Source organism: Geodermatophilus siccatus, from assembly GCF_900103785.1.
GTDB lineage: Bacteria > Actinomycetota > Actinomycetes > Mycobacteriales > Geodermatophilaceae > Geodermatophilus > Geodermatophilus siccatus.
Genome location: NZ_FNHE01000002.1, coordinates 364,659 through 384,544, shown reverse-complemented (window position 1 = coordinate 384,544; position 19,886 = coordinate 364,659). Strand labels below are relative to the sequence as shown.

Genomic DNA, 19,886 nt, shown 5'->3' with positions numbered 1-19,886 from the left:
GTTCGAGCGCGGCCGTGCGACGTCGTACTCGGCCTGCGGCGTCCGGACGCGGACCGAGGTCGACACCGACCTCGGTCCGCCGGCCCGCCGCCGCCGGCGTGACGTCGACGGCGGCGGGCCGGTCGCCGACCTCGTCCACCGAGGACGTGGACACAGCCGATCGCGAGGACCTGTCCCGAGGTGACCATGACCGACACGACGCCGGAGACGGAGCGGCAGCGACGGGTCGTCCTGGCGTGCCAGGGCGGCGGGAGCCACACGGCCTTCACCGCCGGTGTGCTCACCGAGCTGCTGACCGATTCCCGGAGCGAGATCCGCGCGTTGAGCGGCACCTCCGGTGGCGCCGTCTGCGCGCTCCTGGCCTGGTGCGGCCTCCTGCGGGGTGACCCCCGGGACGGCGTGGACCGACTCGCCGCGTTCTGGGACGACAACACCACGCGCGGCCTGCCCGCGGCGTCGATCGAGGCCGCCGTCATGACCACGCTGCGGCTCGCCGGAAGGGTCGGGCTGGTCTTCGAGCCCAATCCGTACCTGAACCCCTTCGAGGCGCACCAGGCGTTCCTGCGCCTGCTCGAGCGGCACGTGCCCTTCGACGAGATCCGACCGGAGGACATCGACCCGTCGGCACCACGGCTGCTGGTGAGCGCCGCGGACGTGCGGACGGGGGAGTTCCGGGTCTTCCGCAGTCACGAGCTCAACGGCCACCCCGCCGACTGGATCACGAGCAGGGTCATCCTCGCGTCAGCCGCGGTCCCCACCCTGTTCAGAGCGGTCCCGCTGGGCGCCGGGTCGTACTGGGACGGCCTCTTCGCCCAGAACCCGCCGATCCGCGAGCTCGTCGACGCGGGACGGGTCCCGGAGCGCGACGGCACACCCGGGTCTGCTCCGGACGAGGTGTGGGTGATCCAGATCAACCCCGATGAGCGAGCCGGCGAGCCGAAGCGCTCGGACGACATCAGGGACCGACGCAACGAGCTGGCGGCGAACATCTCCTACCAGCAGGAGGTCTCCCACATCGGTCACCTGAACAAGCTCATCCAGCAGGGGATGCTCACCGAGGAGGCGCTCGCGCGGTACCGCCTGGTCAAGATCCGCGCGATCACCATGAGCGACGCGGTGGCGGCCGGACTCGACTACGAGTCGAAGATGTCCCGCAGCCCCGGGTTCATCCACGACCTCATCGCTCATGGGCGCGAGCGTGGCAGGGAGTTCCTCGACCACCTCGAGTCACCCGACGCCGATCGGGCGACGGCTCTCCGGAACCGCGACATCTGGGGCCGGTGGACGGCCCGGACACCTCCCTACGTCGGGGAGCGGCCACGCTCGTGATCGCCGTCGGTGTGCTGCGGTGTCGTGGCGGCGCTGCACGCGACGCCTCCCGGTCGATCGGCCCCCACGCCCCTGGGCGGCCACCACCCTCCTCCTGCCGTGGTCACCGGGTCCGCTCGTCGTCCTCCGGTGGCGCCCCTCCGCCGTCCTCGGCCGGTGGTCGGGTCTGCATCCGTGTCACGTAGTCCGCCACCGTGGCCCAGCGGTCGACCCGGGCCAGCCGCCGCCGCTCCAGCTCGCCGAGCCGGCTCTCGGGCGCGGCGACGACGAGGAAGTCGGCGTGGCGTTCCCAGACGTCGAGTCCCAGGGACATGCCGAGCAGCTCCGCGACGCTGCTGCCTGCCTCCGGCACCACGCGGGCGACCACCGGCTCGTCGCCCCTGCCCGCGTTCACCGGCCCTCGGCCGCGGCCGACCCCGTCGCGGCGCTGCCGGTGCGATCCGGGGGAGCCACGACCGGTCAGCGCTCCGGCCGCTCGAGGACGTGCTGGATGAACCCGAACGCCGCGGGCCGGTTCTCCTCCCAGCAGGGCTGGATCTCGCTGGACGGCACGATGAACCCGCCCTCCTCCGCGGAGGCCGGGCGCAGCTCGATGGTCAACGACACCGCGTCGTACTCGCCGTAGGTCCAGTCGCTGCTGTCACCCGCCGTCGGGTACAGCTCCGAGGACTGCTGCGCGACGTAGGTCCTGCCGTGCACCTTCCGGATCAGCTGCTCCATGTCCTGGGCCAGATCCCGGTGCTCGGCGAAGTCGTCCCGGTCCGCGATCGGCTCGGACGTGTAGCCCCACGGGTACAGGATCAGCTGCGAGTAGCTGTGGTAGCTGAGGACGCCGCTGAAGCGCTCGCGGGCGACGAGGTCCCGCACCGCGCGCACCTCGGGCTCGGAGAAGGCCCGTGGGCCGACGTACGTCTGGTCGGACGGGACGTGGCTGGAGGTGTTGATGTCCAGCGAGCCCCACATGTAGCCGTAGTTGCGGTTGGGGTCGACGCCGACGCTGCCGTCCCGGTTCGGGCGCCGGTTCTTGCGCCACAGCCGGTGGTCGACGCGCGTGTACTCGTGGCCGTCCGGGTTCACCATCGGCGCCACCCAGACCTCGCCCTGCTGCAGCCACCGCTGCACGGGGTCGGACGAGGAGTTCTCGAGCAGGTGCTCGGCCAGCAGGTAGGGGACCTCGACGGCCAGCCACTCCCGCGCGTGGTGACAGCCGAGGACGGCGACCTTGCGGGTGCTGTCCCGGCGCTCGCCGATGCGCAGGGCCCAGAGCGGGCGGCCCTCCACGCTGCGCCCGATCTGCTGCAGCTCGGCGATCTCCGGGTGCTCCTCGGCCAGGCGCCGCATGTCCTCCTCCAGGCTCGCCACCGAGTGGTAGCCGGTCGCGGCGGCGTCGGTGGCGAAGGCCGACAGGTAGGGCTCCAGCATCTGCACCTGCTCGACGCCGTACCCCATCGCCTCCAGCCGGGCGGCCTGGGCCTCGTCGGCCTGGAGCACCAGGTGGTCGGGCTTGACCTCCCACACGTCCAGCCCGAGGGGGGCGGTGAGGAGCCGGGCGAGCGGAGCCCGCGGGCCCGTGGACGTGACTCTCGCGATCAGGCTGGCCATCGGTCTCTCCTGACTCCGTCGACGGGGTGCCGGCGCACGGTGCGCACACCCCGGCCGGACGGGGAGCCCGTCCGCTCGAGCCCCACCCGGCGCGGAGCCGCAGCACCGTGCGCGTGCACGCAGTAGAGGCCGACCACGTCGCGCCAGATACAGGGCAGCCCCATGTGCGGCGGGCCCGGACCAGGTGCGCCGACACCTGCCGCTCCCGACCCGCACGCACACCGGGGTGGAGCTGCCTGTGCATGGGGCCGCGCCGACGGTCGAGGAGCTGCCCCTGGCCGTGCTCGCCTCAGGCCAGCACCTCGTGGGCGCTGGCCGCCTCCCACCGGCGCATGCGCTCGACGGCGGCCGGTCCGAGCCGGTCGAGGACGGCGTCCACCAGCAGCTCGGTGAGCACGAAGGCGGCCGCGGCGGAGTCGAAGGCGCCCGTGGAGCGCACCGAGGTGGGCAGGACGACCTCGGCCGCCTGTGCGACGGGGGAGAGCCACTCGTCGGTGACGCAGACGATGTGCGCACCGGCGTCGGCCAGCTCGGTCGCGCGCTCCACCGTCGACGTCTGGTACCGCCGGAAGTCGTACACGACGAAGACGTCCCGCCGGTCGGCGTCGATCACGTCCGCCGCGTCGATCGTCTGCCCGTCGTCCGGTGCCGAGACGTTCGTGCGGATCTGCCGCAGGTGGCGCGCGAGGTAGCCGGCCAGGTGGCCGGAGAACCGGCCGCCCACGGCCCTGACCCGCATCCGGGGGTCGGCCAGGAGGGTGACCGCGGCGTCGAGCTCGGCGGTGGGGATGGCGGTCAGGGACTGCGTGATCGAGGCCGTCGCGACCTGGACCCCGCGGTCGAGCCAGTGGCCCTCGGCACGGTCGGCCCGGCTGTCCTCGTAGAGCGACAGGGGGGACGCCACGCGTTCGGAGAGCTCGTCGAGCAACGCCTGCTGCAGAGCGGGGAACCCCGAGTGGCCGAGGCTCCGGGCGAAGCGGACGACCGTCGGCGGGCTCACCCCGGCCGCCGCCGCGAGCTCGGCGCTGGTGCCGAGCGCCGCCCGGGGGTAGTCGGCGAGCAGGACCCGGGCGACCCGTCGCTCCTGGGGGCTGAAGGACGACAGGTCCGCCTTCAGGGCGTCACCGATGGACACCTGGTCACCGTCCAGAGGTCACGATCCGGGGCTCGAGCACCTCGACCTCGCGGGAGGCCAGGTCGATGGCCAGGATGCTGTCGCTGGGGACCGGCGTCCACCCCTCGTCCGGCAGACCGCTGGAGATCACGTGCACCGCGGTGGGGGAGACCCGGTACGCCATGTCGAAGTACGCGGCGGCGTGCCCGTGCGGCATGGCGTCGTCGGACCCGAACAGCTCCCGGAGGTCGTCGAGCGGGGTCGCCGCCTGCGTGTTGACGTGCACCGCGTACAGGTGCGTCGGGGTCAGGAAGAGCGCGTTGAGACTGGCCTCGGGGAAGTGCTCGTGCAGCAGCCCGACCGCGTGGACCAGGCCGGCCCGCTCGTCCCCGTGCGCCTCGATGCACTGCAGGACGAGACGGAAGTAGCGCTCGCTGTCGGTGGTGCCCCGCAGCCGCGCCCGGCCGGCCTCCGACAGCAGGCCCTCCAGCGCGTCGACCGGCGAGATGCTGCCGTTGTGCGCCAGCGCGTGGGTGCCGTCGCTGAACGGGTGCGTGTTCATGGGGTGGACGGCGAGCCCGTCCGTGGCCCAGCGCAGGTGCACCAGCCCGGCCGAGCCCAGGGCCTGCCCCGCCAACTCGGAGTAGGCCGGGTCGTCAGCGGCCGACATGGGGGAGGTGGCGGTCTCGATCCCGGTGCCGCCCGGCCGGGACCACGCCATCCCCCAGCCGTCCCCGTGCAGGGCGGACAGCGAGGTGAAGGTCTGGAACCCCTCGGCGCCGAGGCTCTCCACCGCGGACTCCGGCCCCTCGGACACGTATCCCAGCAACCGACACACGTCGACAACACCCCTTCTCAACGCCGTTGGAGACCCGGTATAAAGGCGCGGCTGTGTAACAGAGGTTACATCGGCATGGAGAATTGCCCTCACGAAACGGACGCGTCAAGTGCCAGTGGTCCCTCCGACCGAGTCGTCGGTCCACCGCCGTGACATCGACGTGCACGCCGAGCGGCTCCGGGAGGCCGGCCTGCGCACCCTGACCGGGGTCGTGAGCGACAGCGGCGGGGTCATCCGGGCCAAGACCGTCCCGGCGCGGCGGATCGAGTCCTTCGCCCGTTCGGGCATGGGCGCCTCGCTGACGTGGCCGGTCTTCTGCGTCGACAACGGCATCGCGATGACCCCTGAGGTCGGCGTCGTCGGGGACCTGCGGCTGACCGCGGACCTCGAGCGGGCGGTCGTGCTGGACTCCGGGTTCGGCTGGGCTCCCGCGGACGTGCGGGACCAGGACGGCGAGCTGTCCCCGTACTGCTGGCGCAGCGTCGCCCGGCGCCAGGTCGACCGGCTGGCGGCGCTCGGCCTCGAGGCACTGGTCGGCCACGAGCTGGAGTTCGGCCTGCTGGACGAGGCCGGGCGGCCGCTGGGGGAGCGCGACGGCTGGCCCTGCTACGGCGCCGGCGTGTACAGCGCGCTCAGCGGGTTCGCCGCGGACGTGTGCGAGCGGCTGGACGCCGCCGGTGTCCCGGTCGAGCAGATCCACGCCGAGTACGGGCTCGGGCAGTTCGAGCTCTCCCTGCCGCCACGCGACCCCGTCCGCGCCGCCGACGACGTGCTCCTCGCCCGTGCCGTCCTCGGCCGGGTCGCCCGGGAGCACGGGCTCCGGGTCACCTTCTCCCCGGTGCCCTTCCCCGGCGGCTCGGGCAACGGCGCCCACATGCACGTCTCCCTCACCCGGGACGGCGTCCCGCTGCTCACCGGCGGTCCGCTCGACGAGGGCCTGACCGCCGAGGGCGCCTCCGCCGTCGCCGGGATCGTCCGCGACCTGCCCGGCGGCATCGCCGTGCTGGCCGGCACCGTCGTCTCCGGGGAGCGCATGCAGCCGGGCCACTGGTCCGGGGCGTCGGCCTGCTGGGGCGTCGAGAACCGCGAGGCCGCCGTCCGCCTGCTGCTCGCCAACAACGGCAACCCCCACGGCGCGAACGTCGAGGTCAAGTGCGTGGACGCCGGCGCCAACAGCTACCTCGCGACCGGCCTGGTCCTCGGCTTCGCCGCCGAGGGCATCGAGCGGGGGCTGGACCTGCCCCCTGCCGTCGACGTCGACCCGACGCAGCTGTCCCCGGAGGAGGCGCGGGCGGCAGCGGTGGTGCCGCTCCCGAGCGACGCGGCCACCCGCATCGAGCTGTTCGCGCGCAGCGAGGCGGCGCGCGCCGTCCTGGGCCCGGAGCTGCACGCCGCCGTCCTCGCCGTCCGCGAGTACGAGGCCGCGCTGTTCCAGGGCGAGGACGCCCACGCGCAGACCAGGTTCGCCTGGTCCTCCTGAGATCCCGTCGTCCCGGAGCACCCGCCCGCACCACACCGGCGCACCACCCGTCCGAAACGAGGAGTGTCATGGCCAAGCGGAAGCTGCGACTGTGGGAGGCGCTCGCCCTCTCACTCGGCCTCATGGGTCCCACGCTGGCCATGGCCGGCAACGGCCAGGGGATCATCGGCACGGTCGGCAAGGCCGTCCCGCTCGTGTTCCTCCTGGGCTTCATCGGCGTCGCGCTGGTCGCCTACGGGTTCATCCGGCTGACCCAGCGGTACAACCACGCCGGCAGCGCCTACGCGCTGGTGGGCGCGACGCTCGGGCCGCGGGCCGGCTTCGTCGCCGGCTTCGCGCTGTTCGGCACGTACCTGTTCTTCACGATCTGCACGGCGGCGGTGTTCGGGGCCTTCCTCAACGCGCTGCTCGCGTCGCTCACCGATGAGGGCACCAGCCTCGGCTACGGCATCGCGGCCGTCCTCTGCCTGCTCGTCACCGGCTACATGAACACCCGCGACACCACGACGGTGTCGCGCTCGCTGCTCGCCATCGAGGGCGTGGGCATCGCCGCCATGCTGGTCCTGGTCGTCGCCGTCCTCGGCCAGGGCGGCGCGGAGTCGACCGGCGTCGACCTCTCCACCTTCACGCCGGACGGCATCGGGCTCGGCGCCGTGCTCGCCGCGGTCGTCGCCGCCTTCCTCTCCTGGGCCGGCTTCGAGGCCTGTGCCGCGCTGGGCGAGGAGACCGACGACCCCCGCCGCAACATCCCGCGCGCCCTCTTCGGCTCCGTCCTGCTCACCGGCGTGCTGTTCGTCGTCGTCATGTTCGCCCAGACGATCGGCTTCGGCACCGACGAGGAGGGCCTGGCCGCCTTCCAGGGCTCCGGGAACACCCTCGGCGACCTGGGCGAGGGCTTCGTCGGTCACTGGTTCGCCCTGCTGCTGCTGGGAACGGCGGTGCTGTCGGCGTTCGCCTCGAACCTCTCCTCGGTGATGGCCTCGGCGCGGCTGGCGATGGCGCTGGCACGCGACGGCTTCGGTCCGCGCCAGTTCGCCCGGATCGACCCGACGCACCGGATCCCGCGCAACGCCGTCCTGGCCATGGCCGGTGTCGGCATCGTCGTCAACCTGGTCACCTGGCTGACCGGCTGGCCGGTCATGGGCACCGGTGACGCCGCCATCGACGCGTACTTCTTCTTCGCCGTCGTGGGGGCGACCTGCCTGCTGTTCGCCTACCTGCTGGTCGAGCTGGCGGTGTTCGCCGCGTGGCGCAGGGGTCAGGTCACGCTCAACCCCGCCGAGCTCGTGCTCCCGGCGCTGGGCGGCCTGTTCATCGTGGTCGTCATCGTCTACAGCGTGAAGGACGCCAGCGGCCTGTCGCCGGCCTTCGTCGCCATCGGCTGGGTCGTGCTCGGCCTCCTGGTCGCCGCCTTCGCCGGCGGCCTCGCCCAGCGGATCGGCGCCTCGCTGACCCGGGAGCTCGAGGACGTCGACAGGGACGCCACCTTCGCCGACACCGAGGCCCGCTGATGCACCGGACCGCACAGCGGCTGTACGACCGCGACCGGGTCGTCGCCGGGGTCGAGAAGCTGCGCTTCTTCCCGCTGGCACTCGAGTCCGGGCAGGGGTCGTGTCTGGTCGAGGCCGGCGGACGCCGGCTGCTCGACCTGTCGGCGACCTGGACCGCGTGCGGTCTCGGGCACGGCCACCCGGCGGTGAGGGACGCCCTGCTCCGGGCGGCGGCGGCGCCGCCCGGAGCGGGTGCACTCAGCGCCGTCCACGAGGACGCCGTCGCGCTGGCCGAGGAGCTGCTCGAGCTCACCCCCGGCACCGGGGACCGGCGGGTGTACCTCGGCCACGCGGGATCCGACGCCAACGACGTGGCCATCCGCAGCGCCGTCCACGCCACCGGCCGCCCCGCGGTGCTCGCGTTCGAGCACAGTTACCACGGCGGCATCGGGGTGGCGATGAAGGCCTCGGGCGTGCACGTCGAGGCCGGCAGCGTCGCCGCGGACGAGCAGGTCCGCTTCACGCCCTACCCGGATCCGTACCGGGAGCCCGAGCGCCACGACCAGGTCCTCGTCGCCCTCGACGAGGCACTGGCCGGCCAGGACGTCGCCTGCCTGGTGGTCGAGCCGATCCTGTCCGACGGTGGCCTGGTCGTCCCGCCCGACGGCTTCCTGGCCGAGGTCGCCGCCCGGTGCGCGGCGGCCGGCACCCTGCTGATCTGCGACGAGGTCAAGGTCGGCCTCGGCCGGCCCGGGACGTGGCACGCGTTCGAGCACGACGGGATCACCCCCGACATCGTCACCTTCGGCAAGTCGCTGGGCGCCGGGGTGCCCATCTCGGCGGCGGTCGGCCCGGCCCCCGTGCTCGACGAGCCCGGTGCGTCCGCGCTGCTGACCCAGGCGGGCAACCCCTACAGCACCGCCGTCGCCCGGGCGGTGCTCGCCACGTACCGGGCGGAGGGCCTGGTGGAGCGGGCCGCGCAGGCCGGCGAGCGGCTCCGCCAGGGCCTGCGGGAGGCGACCGCGCACCTCGACGTCGTGGGGGACGTGCGGGGGCGCGGGCTGGCCGTCGGCGTGGACCTCGTGACCGACCGGGCCGGCCGCGGCCGCGACCCCTCGCTCGCGGCCAGGGCCGTCTACCGGGTGTGGGAGCTCGGTGGCGTCGTCTTCTACGTCGGCGGCAACGTCCTCGAGGTCACGCCGCCGCTGGTGATCACCGACGACGAGGTGGACCGCGCCGTCGAGCTGCTCGCGCAGGGCATCGAGGACGCGGCCGCCGGCCGGGTCAGCGACGCCCAGGTCGCGCCCTACGCAGGATGGTGACCGTGGACCAGCACGCACAGCCCGGACCGCTGGACGAGGTGGTGGCCGGCCTCCCGCTCGTCGACCACCACGTGCACGGCGCGCTGCGGGCGGCGGTCGACCGACCGACGTTCGAGTCGATGATCACCGAGGGGCCCAGACCGCACTCGGCGGGGACCGCGTTCGACTCGCAGGTCGGCTTCGCCATCCGGCGCTGGTGCGCCCCACTGCTCGGCCTGCAGCCGCACGCGCCCGCGGAGGAGTACTGGGCGCGCCGGTGCGAGCTGGGGGAGGACGAGGTCAACCGGCGGCTCCTCGGAGCGGCCGGCACCGACACCTACCTCGTCGAGACCGGGTACCTCGGGGACGCCGTCCTGACGCCCGCGGAGCACGCCGAGGCCGCCGGCGCGGCCGCGCACGAGGTCGTCCGGCTCGAGACCCTGGCCGAGGGGCTGCTCGGGGAGGTGGACTCGGGACGCGCCTTCGTCGCCGAGTACCCAGCGGTGCTGGAGGAGGCGACCCGCGCGGCGGTCGGCACCAAGAGCATCATCGCCTACCGCGCCGGCTTCGACGTCGACCCGGCACGCCCCGGCGAGGCCGAGGTCGCCGGGGCCGTCGACCGGCTCCTCGGCTCCGCGTCCGGCCGGGTCCGGGTCGAGGACCCGGTGCTGCTGCGCCACCTGCTGTGGTGCGGGGTCGACCGCGGCCTGCCCCTGCAGCTGCACAGCGGCTACGGCGACCCCGACCTGGACCTGCACCGGGCCAACCCGCTGCTGCTCATGCCCTGGCTGCGCCGCGTGGAGCCGACCGGCGTCCCGGTGATGCTGCTGCACAACTACCCGTACCACCGCGAGGCCGGCTACCTGGCCCAGGCCTTCGACAACGTCTACTTCGACGTCGGCCTCGGCCTCTTCTACTCCGGCAGCCAGAGCGCGCAGATCGTCGCCGAGTCGCTCGAGGTCGCCCCCTTCACCAAGCAGCTGTACTCGTCGGACGCCTGGGGGCCCGGCGAGCTGCACCTGCTCGGTGCGCTGCTGTGGCGACGGGGCATCAGCCGGGTGGTCGGGCAGTGGGTGCAGGACGGGGAGTGGGCGCGGTCCGACGCCGAGCGCGTCGTGCACCTCATCGGCCACGAGAACGCCCGGCGGGTGTACCGGCTCTGATCCGCCGCTGAGCCGCGACGCCGACCGCCGCACCCCGGTGCCCACGGGTCCCGGCGGCCGGCGGTCGCACCTCAGGGGTCGGTCGACGGCCCGCTGTCGTCCGTCGCGAGTGCCCGGGCGAGGGGCACGCCGGGGCGGTAGGCCAGGTACCGGTGGGACGGCGCGTCGAGGACGGCCAGATCGGCCCGCGCACCGGGACCGAGGTGCCCGACGTCCGGCCGCCGCAACGCCGCCGCGCCGCCCGCGGTCGCCGCCCACAGCGCCTCGGCCGGGGTCATCCCCATCTCGCGGACGGCGAGCGCGATGCAGAACGGCATCGACGACGTGAAGCTGGTGCCCGGGTTGCAGTCGGTGGCCAGGGCCACCGGAACGCCCGCCGACAGCAGCCGCCGGGCGTCGGGATAGGGCGAGCGGGTGGAGAACTCGGCGCCGGGCAGCAGGGTCGCGACCGTGCTGCCATCGGCGAGGGCGTCGACGTCGGCGTCGGTCAGGTGGGTGCAGTGGTCGACGCTGGCCGCGCCGAGCTCCACCGCGAGCCGCACACCCGGGCCCGCCGAGAGCTGGTTGGCGTGCACCCGCGGCTGCAGACCCCGGGTGAGCCCGGCCTCCAGCACGACGCGCGCCGCGTCGCCGTCGAAGGCGTGCGGCGAGGCCGGCTCGCAGAAGACGTCGATCCACCGGGCGAAGGGGGCGCACGCCGCGAGCATCGGCCCGGTGACCAGGGCGACGTAGTCCTCGCGGCGGCCGGCGTACTCGGCCGGCACCACGTGCGCGCCCAGGAAGGTGGTCTCGGCCGTGACCTCCCCGGCCAGCCGCAGGCAGCGCGCCTCGTCCTCGACGGTCAGCCCGTAGCCGCTCTTGACCTCCGCGGTCGTCGTGCCCTGGCGACGCATCTCCGCCACCAGACCGCGCAGCCGGCCGCGGAGGGTGTCGTCGGAGGCGGCGCGGGTCGCGGCGACGGTGGCCGCGATGCCCCCGCCGTCGTAGCGCGCGCCCGACACCCGGGCCTCGAACTCCGCGGCCCGGTCGCCGGCGAAGACCAGGTGGGTGTGGCTGTCGACGAAGCCCGGGACGACCGCGCGGCCACCGACGTCGATCGACGCATCGGCGGCCGGCGCCCGGCGTCGCGGCCCGGTCCAGGCGACGGCGCCGTCCGCCACGACCACGGCCGCGTCGGCGACCGGGCCCAGCGGGCCCGGTCCCCGGGAGGGGTCGTTGGTGACCAGTTCGGCGATGCCGGTGACCAGCGTGCTCATGCGTCGGCCCAGAGCGGGTCGATCGCCGAGGCGAGGAGGCGGCCGACGTCGCCCAGCCCGTGCCTGCCCTCGGCGACGACGACCCGGCCGTCGACGACCACGGTGTGCACGTCCGCGGCGGCCGCCACCATCGGCAGCTGGGCCGGTGCGCAGCCGGCCGTCCGCGGGCTGTCCAGCCGGACGGCGACCAGGTCGGCCCGCCGGCCCGGGGCGATGCGACCGGCATCGGGCCAGCCGAGGGCGCGGTGCCCGTCGACGGTGAGCGCGGCGACGAGCCCGGCCGGGGTGAAGCGACCACGTTCGGAGCTGCGCAGCCGCTCGTGGTGCTCGAGCAGCTGGGCCTCGGCCAGCAGATCGGTGACGACGTGCTGATCGCTGCCCAGGCTGAGCGGCGAGCCGGCGTCCCGGAGCTCCCGGAGGGGGGCCATCCCGTCGGCGAGGTCGGCCTCGGTGCTCGGGCAGGCGCAGACCCCCGTCCCGGTGCGCCCGAGCGTCGCGACGTCGTCCGGGGTGAGGTGGACGGCGTGCACGACGGTGGTCGACGGACCGAGGACCCCCTGCTCACGCAGCAGCCCGGTGGGCGTCGTGCCGTAGCGGGCCAGGCAGGCCTCGTTCTCCGCGGGCTGCTCGGAGAGGTGCACGTGCAGGGGGCGCCCGGCGGCGGCGTGCACGACCGTGGGCAGCTGCGCCGCCGGTACGGCTCGCACGGAGTGCACGGCGGCTCCGACCCGGACGCCGTTCCGCTCCGGGAGCAGCTCGATCCGTGCGGCCCAGCCCTCGGCGTCCCCGTCGGAGAACCGGACCTGGACCTCGTCGAGGGGCAGGTGCCCGCCTCCCTCGAGGCCGCCGGCGAGGTAGCAGGCGTCGAGCAGGGTCAGCCGGATGCCGGCGTCGGCCGCCGCCTGCACCAGCCCCTCCGCCATGGCGTTCGGATCGGCGTACCGGCCGCCGCCGGGCGGGTGGTGCAGGTAGTGGAACTCGCCGACGCAGGTGATCCCGGCGAGCGCCATCTCGGCGTAGGCGGCGCGGGCCAGGGCGAGGTGCCGGTCGGGGTCGAGCCGCGCAGCGAGGCCGTACACGCGCTCCCGCCAGGTCCAGAACGTGCCGGCCCGGTCGTGGGTGCGTCCGCGCAGGGCCCGGTGGAACACGTGCGAGTGCGCGTTCGCCAGACCGGGCAGCACGACGCCGCGCAGCCGGGAGTCGCCGGGGGACGCGACCGGCGTGCACGTGACGTCGGTGATCCGCCCGGCGTGCACGACCACCCGCACGCCGGCCACGACCGCGTCCGCGAGCCAGGCGCGCTCGCACCAGAAGGCCGTGCCGGGCCCGGGCGTCGGCGCGCGCCCGCTCACACCAGTGCCTCGACGGCCCGGGCCAGGGCCTCGACACCGGCGAGGCAGTCGTCGCGCTCCGCGTGCTCGGCGGGGGAGTGGGACACCCCCGTGGGGTTGCGGACGAACAGCATCGCGGAGGGGACGCCGGCTGCGGCCAGGATCCCGGCGTCGTGCCCGGCGCCGGTGTCGAGCAGCGGTGCCGGTCCCCGGTCGCCCCCCGCGGCGGCCGCCACCACGTCGCGCAGCTCCGGGTCGAAGACGGTCGCCGGGGTCCAGGACTCCTCGACCGGGTCGATCCCACCCGAGGCGCCCACCTCGGCCACCACCGCCCGCACGGCGGCCTCCGGCAGGCCGCGGGCGTCCAGCCACGCCGTCACGGCCGAGGGGATCGCGTTAACCGCGTTCGGGGTGACCAGCACCTTCCCGACGGTGGCGAGGACGCCGTGCGCCGCCGCGGCGTCCCGTGCGGCCCGGATGACGGCGGCGAGCGGCAGCAGCGGGTCGCGGCGGTCCTCGAGACGGGTCGTGCCGGCGTGGTCGGCGCGGCCGGGCAGGTCCAGCCGCCAGCGCCCGTGGGGGCGGATCGCGGTGGCGATCCCGACCGGCGCGTCGCCGTCGGCCAGCCCACGGCCCTGCTCCACGTGCAGTTCGAGGAACGTGCCGATCCGGCGCAGGGCCTCGTCGTCGCGGTCGAGGCTGCCCGGGTCCCCACCCGCCGCGGACACCGCCTCGGCCAGCGTGGTCCCGTCGTCGTCGGTCAGCCGCCGCGCCCGGTCGGGGTCGAGCGCGCCGGTGAGCAGCCGCGACCCGGCGCACGCGACGCCGAAGCGGGCCCCCTCCTCGTCGCTGGAGCAGACGACGCCCAGCGGGCGCCGCGGCGAGAGGCCGCGGGCCCGGACCAGGTCCAGCGCGGCGAAGGCCGACACCACGCCCAGCGGTCCGTCGAACGCGCCCCCGTCGGGGACCGAGTCCAGGTGGCTGCCCATCACCAGGCCCGGTCGTCCGGCGTCCGGGTCCGCCGTCCAGGCCCAGAGGTTGCCGGCCCGGTCGGGCACGACGTCCAGCCCGCGCTCCGAGGCCTCGCCGCAGAACCACTCGCGCAGCGCGGCGTCGGTGCGCGTCCAGGCGTACCGGCGGTAGCCGCCGGTCGCCGGGTGCCGGCCGACCGGTGCCAGGTCCGACCACATGGCGTCGAACCCGCTCACCCGCCCGGCTCCTCCGCCATCGGGATCCGCAGGCCCCGCTCCTCCGCGACCTGCGCGGCCGCCTCGTAGCCGGCGTCGGCGTGCCGGAGCACGCCCGTGCCGGGGTCGTTGCGCAGCACCCGCGCCAGCTTCCGGGCGGCCAGCTCCGTGCCGTCGGCGACGCTGACCTGGCCGGCGTGCAGCGACCGGCCCATGCCGACGCCGCCGCCGTGGTGGACCGACACCCAGGTCGCGCCGGACGCGGTGGTGACCAGCGCGTTGAGCAGCGGCCAGTCGGCGATGGCGTCCGATCCGTCGGCCATGGCCTCCGTCTCCCGGTAGGGGGAGGCGACGGACCCGGCGTCGAGGTGGTCACGGCCGATGACGATCGGTGCGCTGATCTCCCCGGAGGCGACCAGCTCGTTGAAGCGGAGGCCGGCGGCGTCGCGCTCGCCGTACCCGAGCCAGCAGATCCGGGCCGGCAGGCCCTGGAAGGCGACCCTGTCCCGGGCGGCCCGGATCCAGCGCTGCAGGTGGTCGTCGTCCGGGAACAGGTCGAGGACGGCGCGGTCGGTCGCGGCGATGTCGGCCGGGTCCCCGGACAGGGCGACCCAGCGGAAGGGACCCTTGCCCGCGCAGAACAGCGGCCGGATGTAGGCCGGTACGAAGCCCGGGAAGGCGAACGCCCGGTCGCAGCCGCCCTGGCGGGCCTCGTCCCGGATCGAGTTGCCGTAGTCGAAGACCTCGGCCCCGGCGTCGAGGAACCCGACCATCGCCTCGACGTGCCGGGCCATCGACGCCCGGGCCCGGTCGGTGAACTCCTCCGGCTTCGCCTCGGCGTAGCCGTGCCAGTCGTCGGGGTCGACCCCTTCCGGCAGGTAGCTGAGCGGGTCGTGGGCCGAGGTCTGGTCGGTGACGACGTCGACCTCGACCCCGCGGCGCAGGAGCTCGGGGACCACCGTGGCGGCGTTGCCGACCAGCCCGACCGACAGGGCCCGCCGGTCGCGCCTCGCGGCCAGGCAGCGCGCGACGGCGTCGTCCAGGTCGGACGCCACCTCGTCGAGGTACCGGTGCTCGACCCGCCGGTGCAGCCGCGTCGCGTCGACGTCGACCACCAGGCAGACGCCGCCGTTCAGGGTCACCGCCAGGGGCTGGGCACCGCCCATGCCGCCGCAGCCCCCGGTCAGGGTGAGCGTGCCGGCGAGGGTGCCGCCGAAGCGCTTCGCGGCGACGGCGGCGAACGTCTCGTAGGTGCCCTGCAGGATCCCCTGGGTGCCGATGTAGATCCAGGAGCCGGCGGTCATCTGCCCGTACATGGTCAGCCCGAGGTGCTCGAGGCGTCGGAACTCCGGCCAGGTGGCCCAGTCGCCCACCAGGTTGGAGTTGGCGATCAGCACCCGGGGCGCCCACTCGTGCGTGCGCAGGACGCCGACCGGCCGGCCGGACTGGACCAGCATCGTCTCGTCGTCGGCGAGGGTCGTCAGCGTGCGCACCATGGCGTCGAAGCTGCGCCAGTCGCGGGCGGCACGACCGGTGCCGCCGTAGACGACCAGGTCGTCGGGCCGTTCGGCCACGTCGGGGTCGAGGTTGTTCTGCAGCATCCGCAGCGGCGCCTCCGTCTGCCAGCTGCGGGCCGTGCGGGTGGTGCCGCGCGGTGCCCGTACGGGTCGTGCTCCGTCCATGAGGGGCTCTCCTCGTCTCGGCGCAGGTCAGCTCAGGGGCAGGTCGGTGGCCCGGAGCAGGGCTCCGTCGGCCACCAGGTCGACGACGGCCTCGATCTCCGGGGCCAGGTGCCGGTCCGGTCCGGGCCCGTCGACGCCGGCCGCGCGGACGGCGTCGCGCACCGCGGCCGTGGCCCGGGCCGGTCGCAGCGGGGCCCTCAGGTCGAGGGCGCGGGCCGCGGTCAGGATCTCGATGGCGAGCACTCGGGTGAGGCCGTCGATCGCGCGCCGCAGCTTGCGGGCGGCGGCCCACCCCATGGAGACGTGGTCCTCCTGCATCGCCGAGGAGGGGATGGTGTCGACGCTGGCCGGGACGGCGAGCCGCTTGAGCTCGCTGACGATCCCGGCCGCGGTGTACTGGGCGATCATGTGCCCGGAGTCGACCCCCGGAGCGTCGGCGAGGAACGGCGGCAGTCCGTTGCTGCGGGCCACGTCCAGGAACCGGTCGGTGCGTCGCTCGCTCATGCCGGCGACGTCGGCGGCCGCGATCGCGAGGAAGTCGAGGACGTAGCCGACCGGCGCGCCGTGGAAGTTGCCGTTGGACTCCACGCGGTCGTCGAGGGTGATCACCGGGTTGTCGATGGCCGCGGCGAGCTCGCGGCCGGCGACCGCGGCGGCGTGGGCGAGCGTGTCGCGGGCCGCGCCGTGCACCTGCGGCGCGCAGCGCAGCGAGTAGGCGTCCTGCACCCGCGTGCACCCGGGCCCGCGGTGACTGGCCACCACGCCGCTGCCGCTCAGGAGCATGCGCAGGTTGGCGGCCGAGGCGGCCTGCCCCGGGTGCGGGCGCAGCGCCTGGAGGTCCGCGGCGAACACGGCGTCGGTGCCGAGCAGGGCCTCGACGCTCATGGCCGCGGCGACGTCGGCCGTCGTCAGCAGGCGGCGCAGGTCGGCGAGGGCCAGGACCAGCATGCCGAGCATGCCGTCGGTCCCGTTCACCAGCGCGAGCCCCTCCTTCTCGGCCAGCTCCACCGGCTCGATGCCGTGCTCGCGCAGGGCCTCCGCGGCCGGGCGGAGCGCACCGGCGCCGTCCCGGACCCGCCCTTCCCCCGTGAGGGCGAGCGCGACCGAGGCCAGCGGGGCCAGGTCGCCGGAGCACCCGAGCGAGCCGAACTCGTGCACCACCGGCGCGAGTCCGGCATCGAGCACGGCCGCGTAGGCTTGGGCGGTCTCCGGCCGGACGCCGGTGCGGCCGGTCGCGAGGGTGGACAGCCGCAGCAGCATGAGGGCCCGGACGACCTCGCGTTCGACCTCGGGACCGGATCCCGCGGCGTGGGAACGGACGAGGCTGCGCTGCAACCAGCCGCGCTGCCCGACCGGGATGTGCAGGGTGGCCAGCGCCCCGAACCCGGTCGACACGCCGTAGTGCGGCCGGTCGTCCCCGGCCAGGGCGTCGACGACGGAGCGGCTCCGGGCGATCTCCGCGAGGGCCTCGGCGGTCAGGCGGACGCCGCACCCGTCCCGGGCGACGCGGACCACGTCCTCGGGCCTGAGCGGGCCGGTCCCGACGGCCACGCGTTCGGGAGGCATGGGGCCATGGGACACCGGAACCGCCGGGCCGCCTAGACCTGTCGGCCCGCTCGACGTCGGCCGCCGCAGCGACCGTGGCCCGGTCCTCGGGGGAGTGGCGGGAGGGCCCGGTGGCGGGACGCCGGCCCCACGCGCAGCGGCCGGACCCGGGACCCGGGTCCGGCCGCTGCGTGCGGGAGGCTCAGCCGGCTGCGGACCTCAGCGCGCGAGCACCCGGTCGGTGGACGGCTGCTGCTCCGGATCCGTGGTGAGGTCGGCACCGGCGGTCTCCCGCAGGGCCAGCAGGCAGCCGACGGTCACCAGCAGCGACGCCGCGATGATCGACGAGACGGTGAGGGTGCTCCCGCCCCCGCTGAGCACCGAGGCGAAGACGACCGGGGCCAGGCCGGCGCCGGTCCCCGCGATCTGGTAGCCCAGCGAGGCCCCGGTGTAGCGGGCCCGGGTGCTGAACAGCTCGGTGTAGAGCGCCGCGAGCGGGCCGTACATGGCCGCGTGCACGACGCCCTGGCCGACGACGACCGCGACGGTGAGCAGGAAGGCCGAGCCGCTGTCGATCAGCGGGAAGAGCAGGAAGCTCCACACCGCCATCGCCAGCGCGCCGGTCAGCACGACCGGGCGGCGGCCCAGCCGGTCGGAGAGGGCCGAGAAGCCGATGATGCCGGCGACGGCCGCGATCGAGGACAGCGTCAGGGCGTTGAGGACCGTCTGCCGCGGGAAGCCGGCGCCCACCGCGTAGGCGATGACGAAGGTCGTCAGCGTCCCCTGCGCGACGAACGCGCCGAAGCCGACGCCGATCGACAGCAGCAGGTTGCGCGGGTGCTTGCGCAGCACCTCGAACAGCGGCGGCCGGGCCGGCGCGTCGCTCGCCGCCTCCACGAAGACCGGCGTCTCCTCGACCTTGGCCCGCACGAAGAGGCCGACGGCCAGCAGCACGGCGCTGAGCAGGAAGGGGATCCGCCAGCCCCAGGCGAGGAAGCCCTCCTCGCCGGTCGCACCGGCGGCCAGGGCCAGCACCACGGTGGAGAGGACCATGCCGCTGGGGGCTCCGGCGTTGGTGAAGCTCGCCCACAGGCCGCGCCGGGACGTGGCGTGCTCGGCCGACATCAGCACCGCGCCGCCCCACTCGCCCCCGACCGCGATGCCCTGCGCGACGCGCAGCAGCACCAGCAGGACCGGGGCCCAGACGCCGATCGTGGCGTAGGACGGCAGCACGCCGATCAGCACGCTGGCCACGCCCATCAGCGCCATCGTGAGGATCAGCATCCGCTTGCGGCCGATGCGGTCGCCGAAGTGGCCGAAGACGGCACCGCCGAGCGGCCGCGCGAGGTAGCCGGTGGCGAGGGTGCCGAAGCTGGCGACCGTGCCGGCCAGCGGGTCGAGGTCGGAGAAGAAGACCTGGTTGAACACGACCGCGGACGCCGTCGCGTAGAGCAGGAAGTCGTAGTACTCGATCACGCTGCCGAGGTAGCTGGACAGCACGGCGCGGCGGAGCTGGAGCCGGGCGTGGCGCTGCTGGGGAGGAGTCATCTGCAGTGGCCTGTCTGGGGAGGGGCGGAGACGGCGGTCGTCCGGAGTCACATGGGTCACATGCGGGAGTGAGACTAGGCAGAACCGTGCCCGCCGTCAACGAACTGCCCAACATCGCTACGGATCTACAGTGATCGACATGGCGGTGCCAGGCGTCGATGCGCCGGAGGACGAGGACCGGGAGCCGGCCGGTGCGCCGCGCCCCCAGTCGCTGCTCCTGACCTTCTTCGGCGGCTACGTCCTCGGCCGCGGCGTGGCCGTCTCCACCGGCAGCGTCCTGGAGGTGCTCGGCCGCGTCGGCGTCTCCGAGCACGCCGTCCGCTCGACGCTGAGCCGGATGGCCCGCCGCGGCCTGCTGCGCCGGGTGCGGCAGGGCCGCCAGGTGTACCTGGGGCTGACCCCGCGGTCGCGCGAGGTCCTGCGGGACGGCGAGACGCGCGTCTGGCGGGTCGGCGCGGTCAACACCCGCTGGGACGGCGCCTGGACCCTCCTCGGGTTCTCCCTGCCCGACGCGCAGCGCAGCCAGCGGCACGAGCTGCGGTCCCGGCTGCTGTGGGCCGGGTTCGGCCCGCTCCAGGGCGGGCTCTGGGTCGCGCCGTCCGGCGCCGACGTCTCCGCCGTGGCCGGGGACCCGGGCCTGTCCGCCCACATCCGGGTGTTCACCGCCCGCGCGCTGCCGCCGACGGACGTCGACGCGATGGTGCGCGACGCCTGGGACCTCGACGCGATCGCCGCGCGCTACCGCGGGTTCCTCGAGCGCTGGGAGGTGCCCGAGCGGCGCCCGGAGCTCCCCGACGCCCTGGCCTGGCAGCTGGCGCTGCAGACCGACTGGCTGCGGGTGATCCGGCAGGACCCGCGGCTGCCGGTCCAGCACCTGCCGGAGGGGTGGCCTGCCGAGCGGGCCCAGCGGCTGTTCCTCGGCCTGCACGCCGAGCTCGACGACGAGGCGCGGGCGGTCGTCGCCGACGTCCTCGACGTCGTCCCGGACGACGCGCCCGCCCGGAGCTGACCCGGCGTCGG

16 protein-coding genes are annotated in these 19,886 nt (G+C 74.9%); 6 read left to right on the top strand and 10 right to left on the bottom strand.

Going from position 1 to position 19,886, the window contains the following annotated elements:
* Window positions 1-186: 186 nt before the first annotated feature.
* Complete coding sequence (locus tag BLS21_RS05040; protein ID WP_091215133.1) at window positions 187-1,329, top strand: patatin-like phospholipase family protein; 1,143 nt, start codon at window positions 187-189, stop codon at window positions 1,327-1,329.
* A 103-nt stretch (window positions 1,330-1,432) separates the two neighbouring features.
* Here the strand turns inward: BLS21_RS05040 and BLS21_RS05035 are convergent, their stop codons facing one another.
* The 4 genes from BLS21_RS05035 to BLS21_RS05020 all read right to left on the bottom strand — a co-directional run bounded on the left by BLS21_RS05035 (window position 1,433) and on the right by BLS21_RS05020 (window position 4,883).
* The gene (locus BLS21_RS05035; RefSeq protein WP_091214635.1) at window positions 1,433-1,723 is read right to left on the bottom strand and encodes a hypothetical protein; all 291 of its coding nucleotides are present in this window, start codon (window positions 1,721-1,723) and stop codon (window positions 1,433-1,435) included.
* A gap of 65 nt (window positions 1,724-1,788) precedes the next feature.
* Window positions 1,789-2,931, bottom strand: a complete 1,143-nt coding sequence (locus BLS21_RS05030; protein ID WP_091214632.1) for a M14 family metallopeptidase — start codon at window positions 2,929-2,931, stop codon at window positions 1,789-1,791.
* Window positions 2,932-3,220: 289 nt separating this feature from the next.
* A complete protein-coding gene (locus tag BLS21_RS05025; RefSeq protein WP_091214628.1) occupies window positions 3,221-4,066 on the bottom strand; it encodes a MurR/RpiR family transcriptional regulator in 846 nt (281 codons plus the stop codon).
* 4 nt (window positions 4,067-4,070) lie between these two features.
* Entirely contained in the window at window positions 4,071-4,883 is an 813-nt protein-coding gene (locus BLS21_RS05020; RefSeq protein WP_281241903.1) for a class II glutamine amidotransferase, read from the bottom strand.
* A 109-nt stretch (window positions 4,884-4,992) separates the two neighbouring features.
* On the opposite strand from BLS21_RS05020, the gene BLS21_RS05015 reads away from it, so the two are divergent.
* The 4 genes from BLS21_RS05015 (at window position 4,993) to BLS21_RS05000 (ending at window position 10,317) form a co-directional block, all read left to right on the top strand.
* Window positions 4,993-6,363, top strand: coding sequence for a type I glutamate--ammonia ligase (locus BLS21_RS05015; RefSeq protein WP_139177017.1), 1,371 nt, complete (start codon window positions 4,993-4,995; stop codon window positions 6,361-6,363).
* A 68-nt stretch (window positions 6,364-6,431) separates the two neighbouring features.
* Window positions 6,432-7,874, top strand: a complete 1,443-nt coding sequence (locus BLS21_RS05010; RefSeq protein WP_091214618.1) for an APC family permease — start codon at window positions 6,432-6,434, stop codon at window positions 7,872-7,874.
* Complete coding sequence (locus BLS21_RS05005; RefSeq protein ID WP_091214615.1) at window positions 7,874-9,175, top strand: aspartate aminotransferase family protein; 1,302 nt, start codon at window positions 7,874-7,876, stop codon at window positions 9,173-9,175. The genes BLS21_RS05010 and BLS21_RS05005 overlap by 1 nt, the downstream gene beginning before the upstream one ends.
* A gap of 2 nt (window positions 9,176-9,177) precedes the next feature.
* Window positions 9,178-10,317, top strand: coding sequence for an amidohydrolase family protein (locus BLS21_RS05000; RefSeq protein ID WP_245700067.1), 1,140 nt, complete (start codon window positions 9,178-9,180; stop codon window positions 10,315-10,317).
* Between the two features lie 71 nt (window positions 10,318-10,388).
* Here BLS21_RS05000 and hutI read toward each other — a convergent pair whose 3' ends face one another.
* The 6 genes from hutI to BLS21_RS04970 all read right to left on the bottom strand — a co-directional run bounded on the left by hutI (window position 10,389) and on the right by BLS21_RS04970 (window position 18,866).
* Complete coding sequence (hutI, locus tag BLS21_RS04995; protein WP_091214609.1) at window positions 10,389-11,573, bottom strand: imidazolonepropionase; 1,185 nt, start codon at window positions 11,571-11,573, stop codon at window positions 10,389-10,391.
* Entirely contained in the window at window positions 11,570-12,925 is a 1,356-nt protein-coding gene (locus tag BLS21_RS04990; protein WP_091214606.1) for a formimidoylglutamate deiminase, read from the bottom strand. The genes hutI and BLS21_RS04990 overlap by 4 nt, the downstream gene beginning before the upstream one ends.
* Complete coding sequence (locus BLS21_RS04985) at window positions 12,922-14,112, bottom strand: allantoate amidohydrolase (RefSeq protein ID WP_217635987.1); 1,191 nt, start codon at window positions 14,110-14,112, stop codon at window positions 12,922-12,924. Before BLS21_RS04985 ends, BLS21_RS04990 begins: the two co-directional genes overlap by 4 nt.
* Window positions 14,109-15,773, bottom strand: coding sequence for a urocanate hydratase (gene hutU / locus BLS21_RS04980; protein WP_091214602.1), 1,665 nt, complete (start codon window positions 15,771-15,773; stop codon window positions 14,109-14,111). Before hutU ends, BLS21_RS04985 begins: the two co-directional genes overlap by 4 nt.
* A gap of 27 nt (window positions 15,774-15,800) precedes the next feature.
* Complete coding sequence (gene hutH, locus BLS21_RS04975) at window positions 15,801-17,339, bottom strand: histidine ammonia-lyase (RefSeq protein WP_091214599.1); 1,539 nt, start codon at window positions 17,337-17,339, stop codon at window positions 15,801-15,803.
* 198 nt (window positions 17,340-17,537) lie between these two features.
* The gene (locus BLS21_RS04970) at window positions 17,538-18,866 is read right to left on the bottom strand and encodes an MFS transporter (RefSeq protein WP_091214595.1); all 1,329 of its coding nucleotides are present in this window, start codon (window positions 18,864-18,866) and stop codon (window positions 17,538-17,540) included.
* A gap of 139 nt (window positions 18,867-19,005) precedes the next feature.
* On the opposite strand from BLS21_RS04970, the gene BLS21_RS04965 reads away from it, so the two are divergent.
* Complete coding sequence (locus BLS21_RS04965) at window positions 19,006-19,875, top strand: PaaX family transcriptional regulator (RefSeq protein ID WP_091215129.1); 870 nt, start codon at window positions 19,006-19,008, stop codon at window positions 19,873-19,875.
* Window positions 19,876-19,886: the final 11 nt, after the last annotated feature.

Coding starts and splice junctions, on each gene's coding strand:
- hutI (WP_091214609.1), bottom strand. CDS start 11,573: ATGAGCACGCTGGTCACCGGCATCGCCGAACTGGTCACCAACGACCCC.
- BLS21_RS05040 (WP_091215133.1), top strand. CDS start 187: ATGACCGACACGACGCCGGAGACGGAGCGGCAGCGACGGGTCGTCCTG.
- hutH (WP_091214599.1), bottom strand. CDS start 17,339: ATGCCTCCCGAACGCGTGGCCGTCGGGACCGGCCCGCTCAGGCCCGAG.
- BLS21_RS04970 (WP_091214595.1), bottom strand. CDS start 18,866: ATGACTCCTCCCCAGCAGCGCCACGCCCGGCTCCAGCTCCGCCGCGCC.
- BLS21_RS05010 (WP_091214618.1), top strand. CDS start 6,432: ATGGCCAAGCGGAAGCTGCGACTGTGGGAGGCGCTCGCCCTCTCACTC.
- BLS21_RS05005 (WP_091214615.1), top strand. CDS start 7,874: ATGCACCGGACCGCACAGCGGCTGTACGACCGCGACCGGGTCGTCGCC.
- hutU (WP_091214602.1), bottom strand. CDS start 15,773: ATGGACGGAGCACGACCCGTACGGGCACCGCGCGGCACCACCCGCACG.
- BLS21_RS04965 (WP_091215129.1), top strand. CDS start 19,006: ATGGCGGTGCCAGGCGTCGATGCGCCGGAGGACGAGGACCGGGAGCCG.
- BLS21_RS05030 (WP_091214632.1), bottom strand. CDS start 2,931: ATGGCCAGCCTGATCGCGAGAGTCACGTCCACGGGCCCGCGGGCTCCG.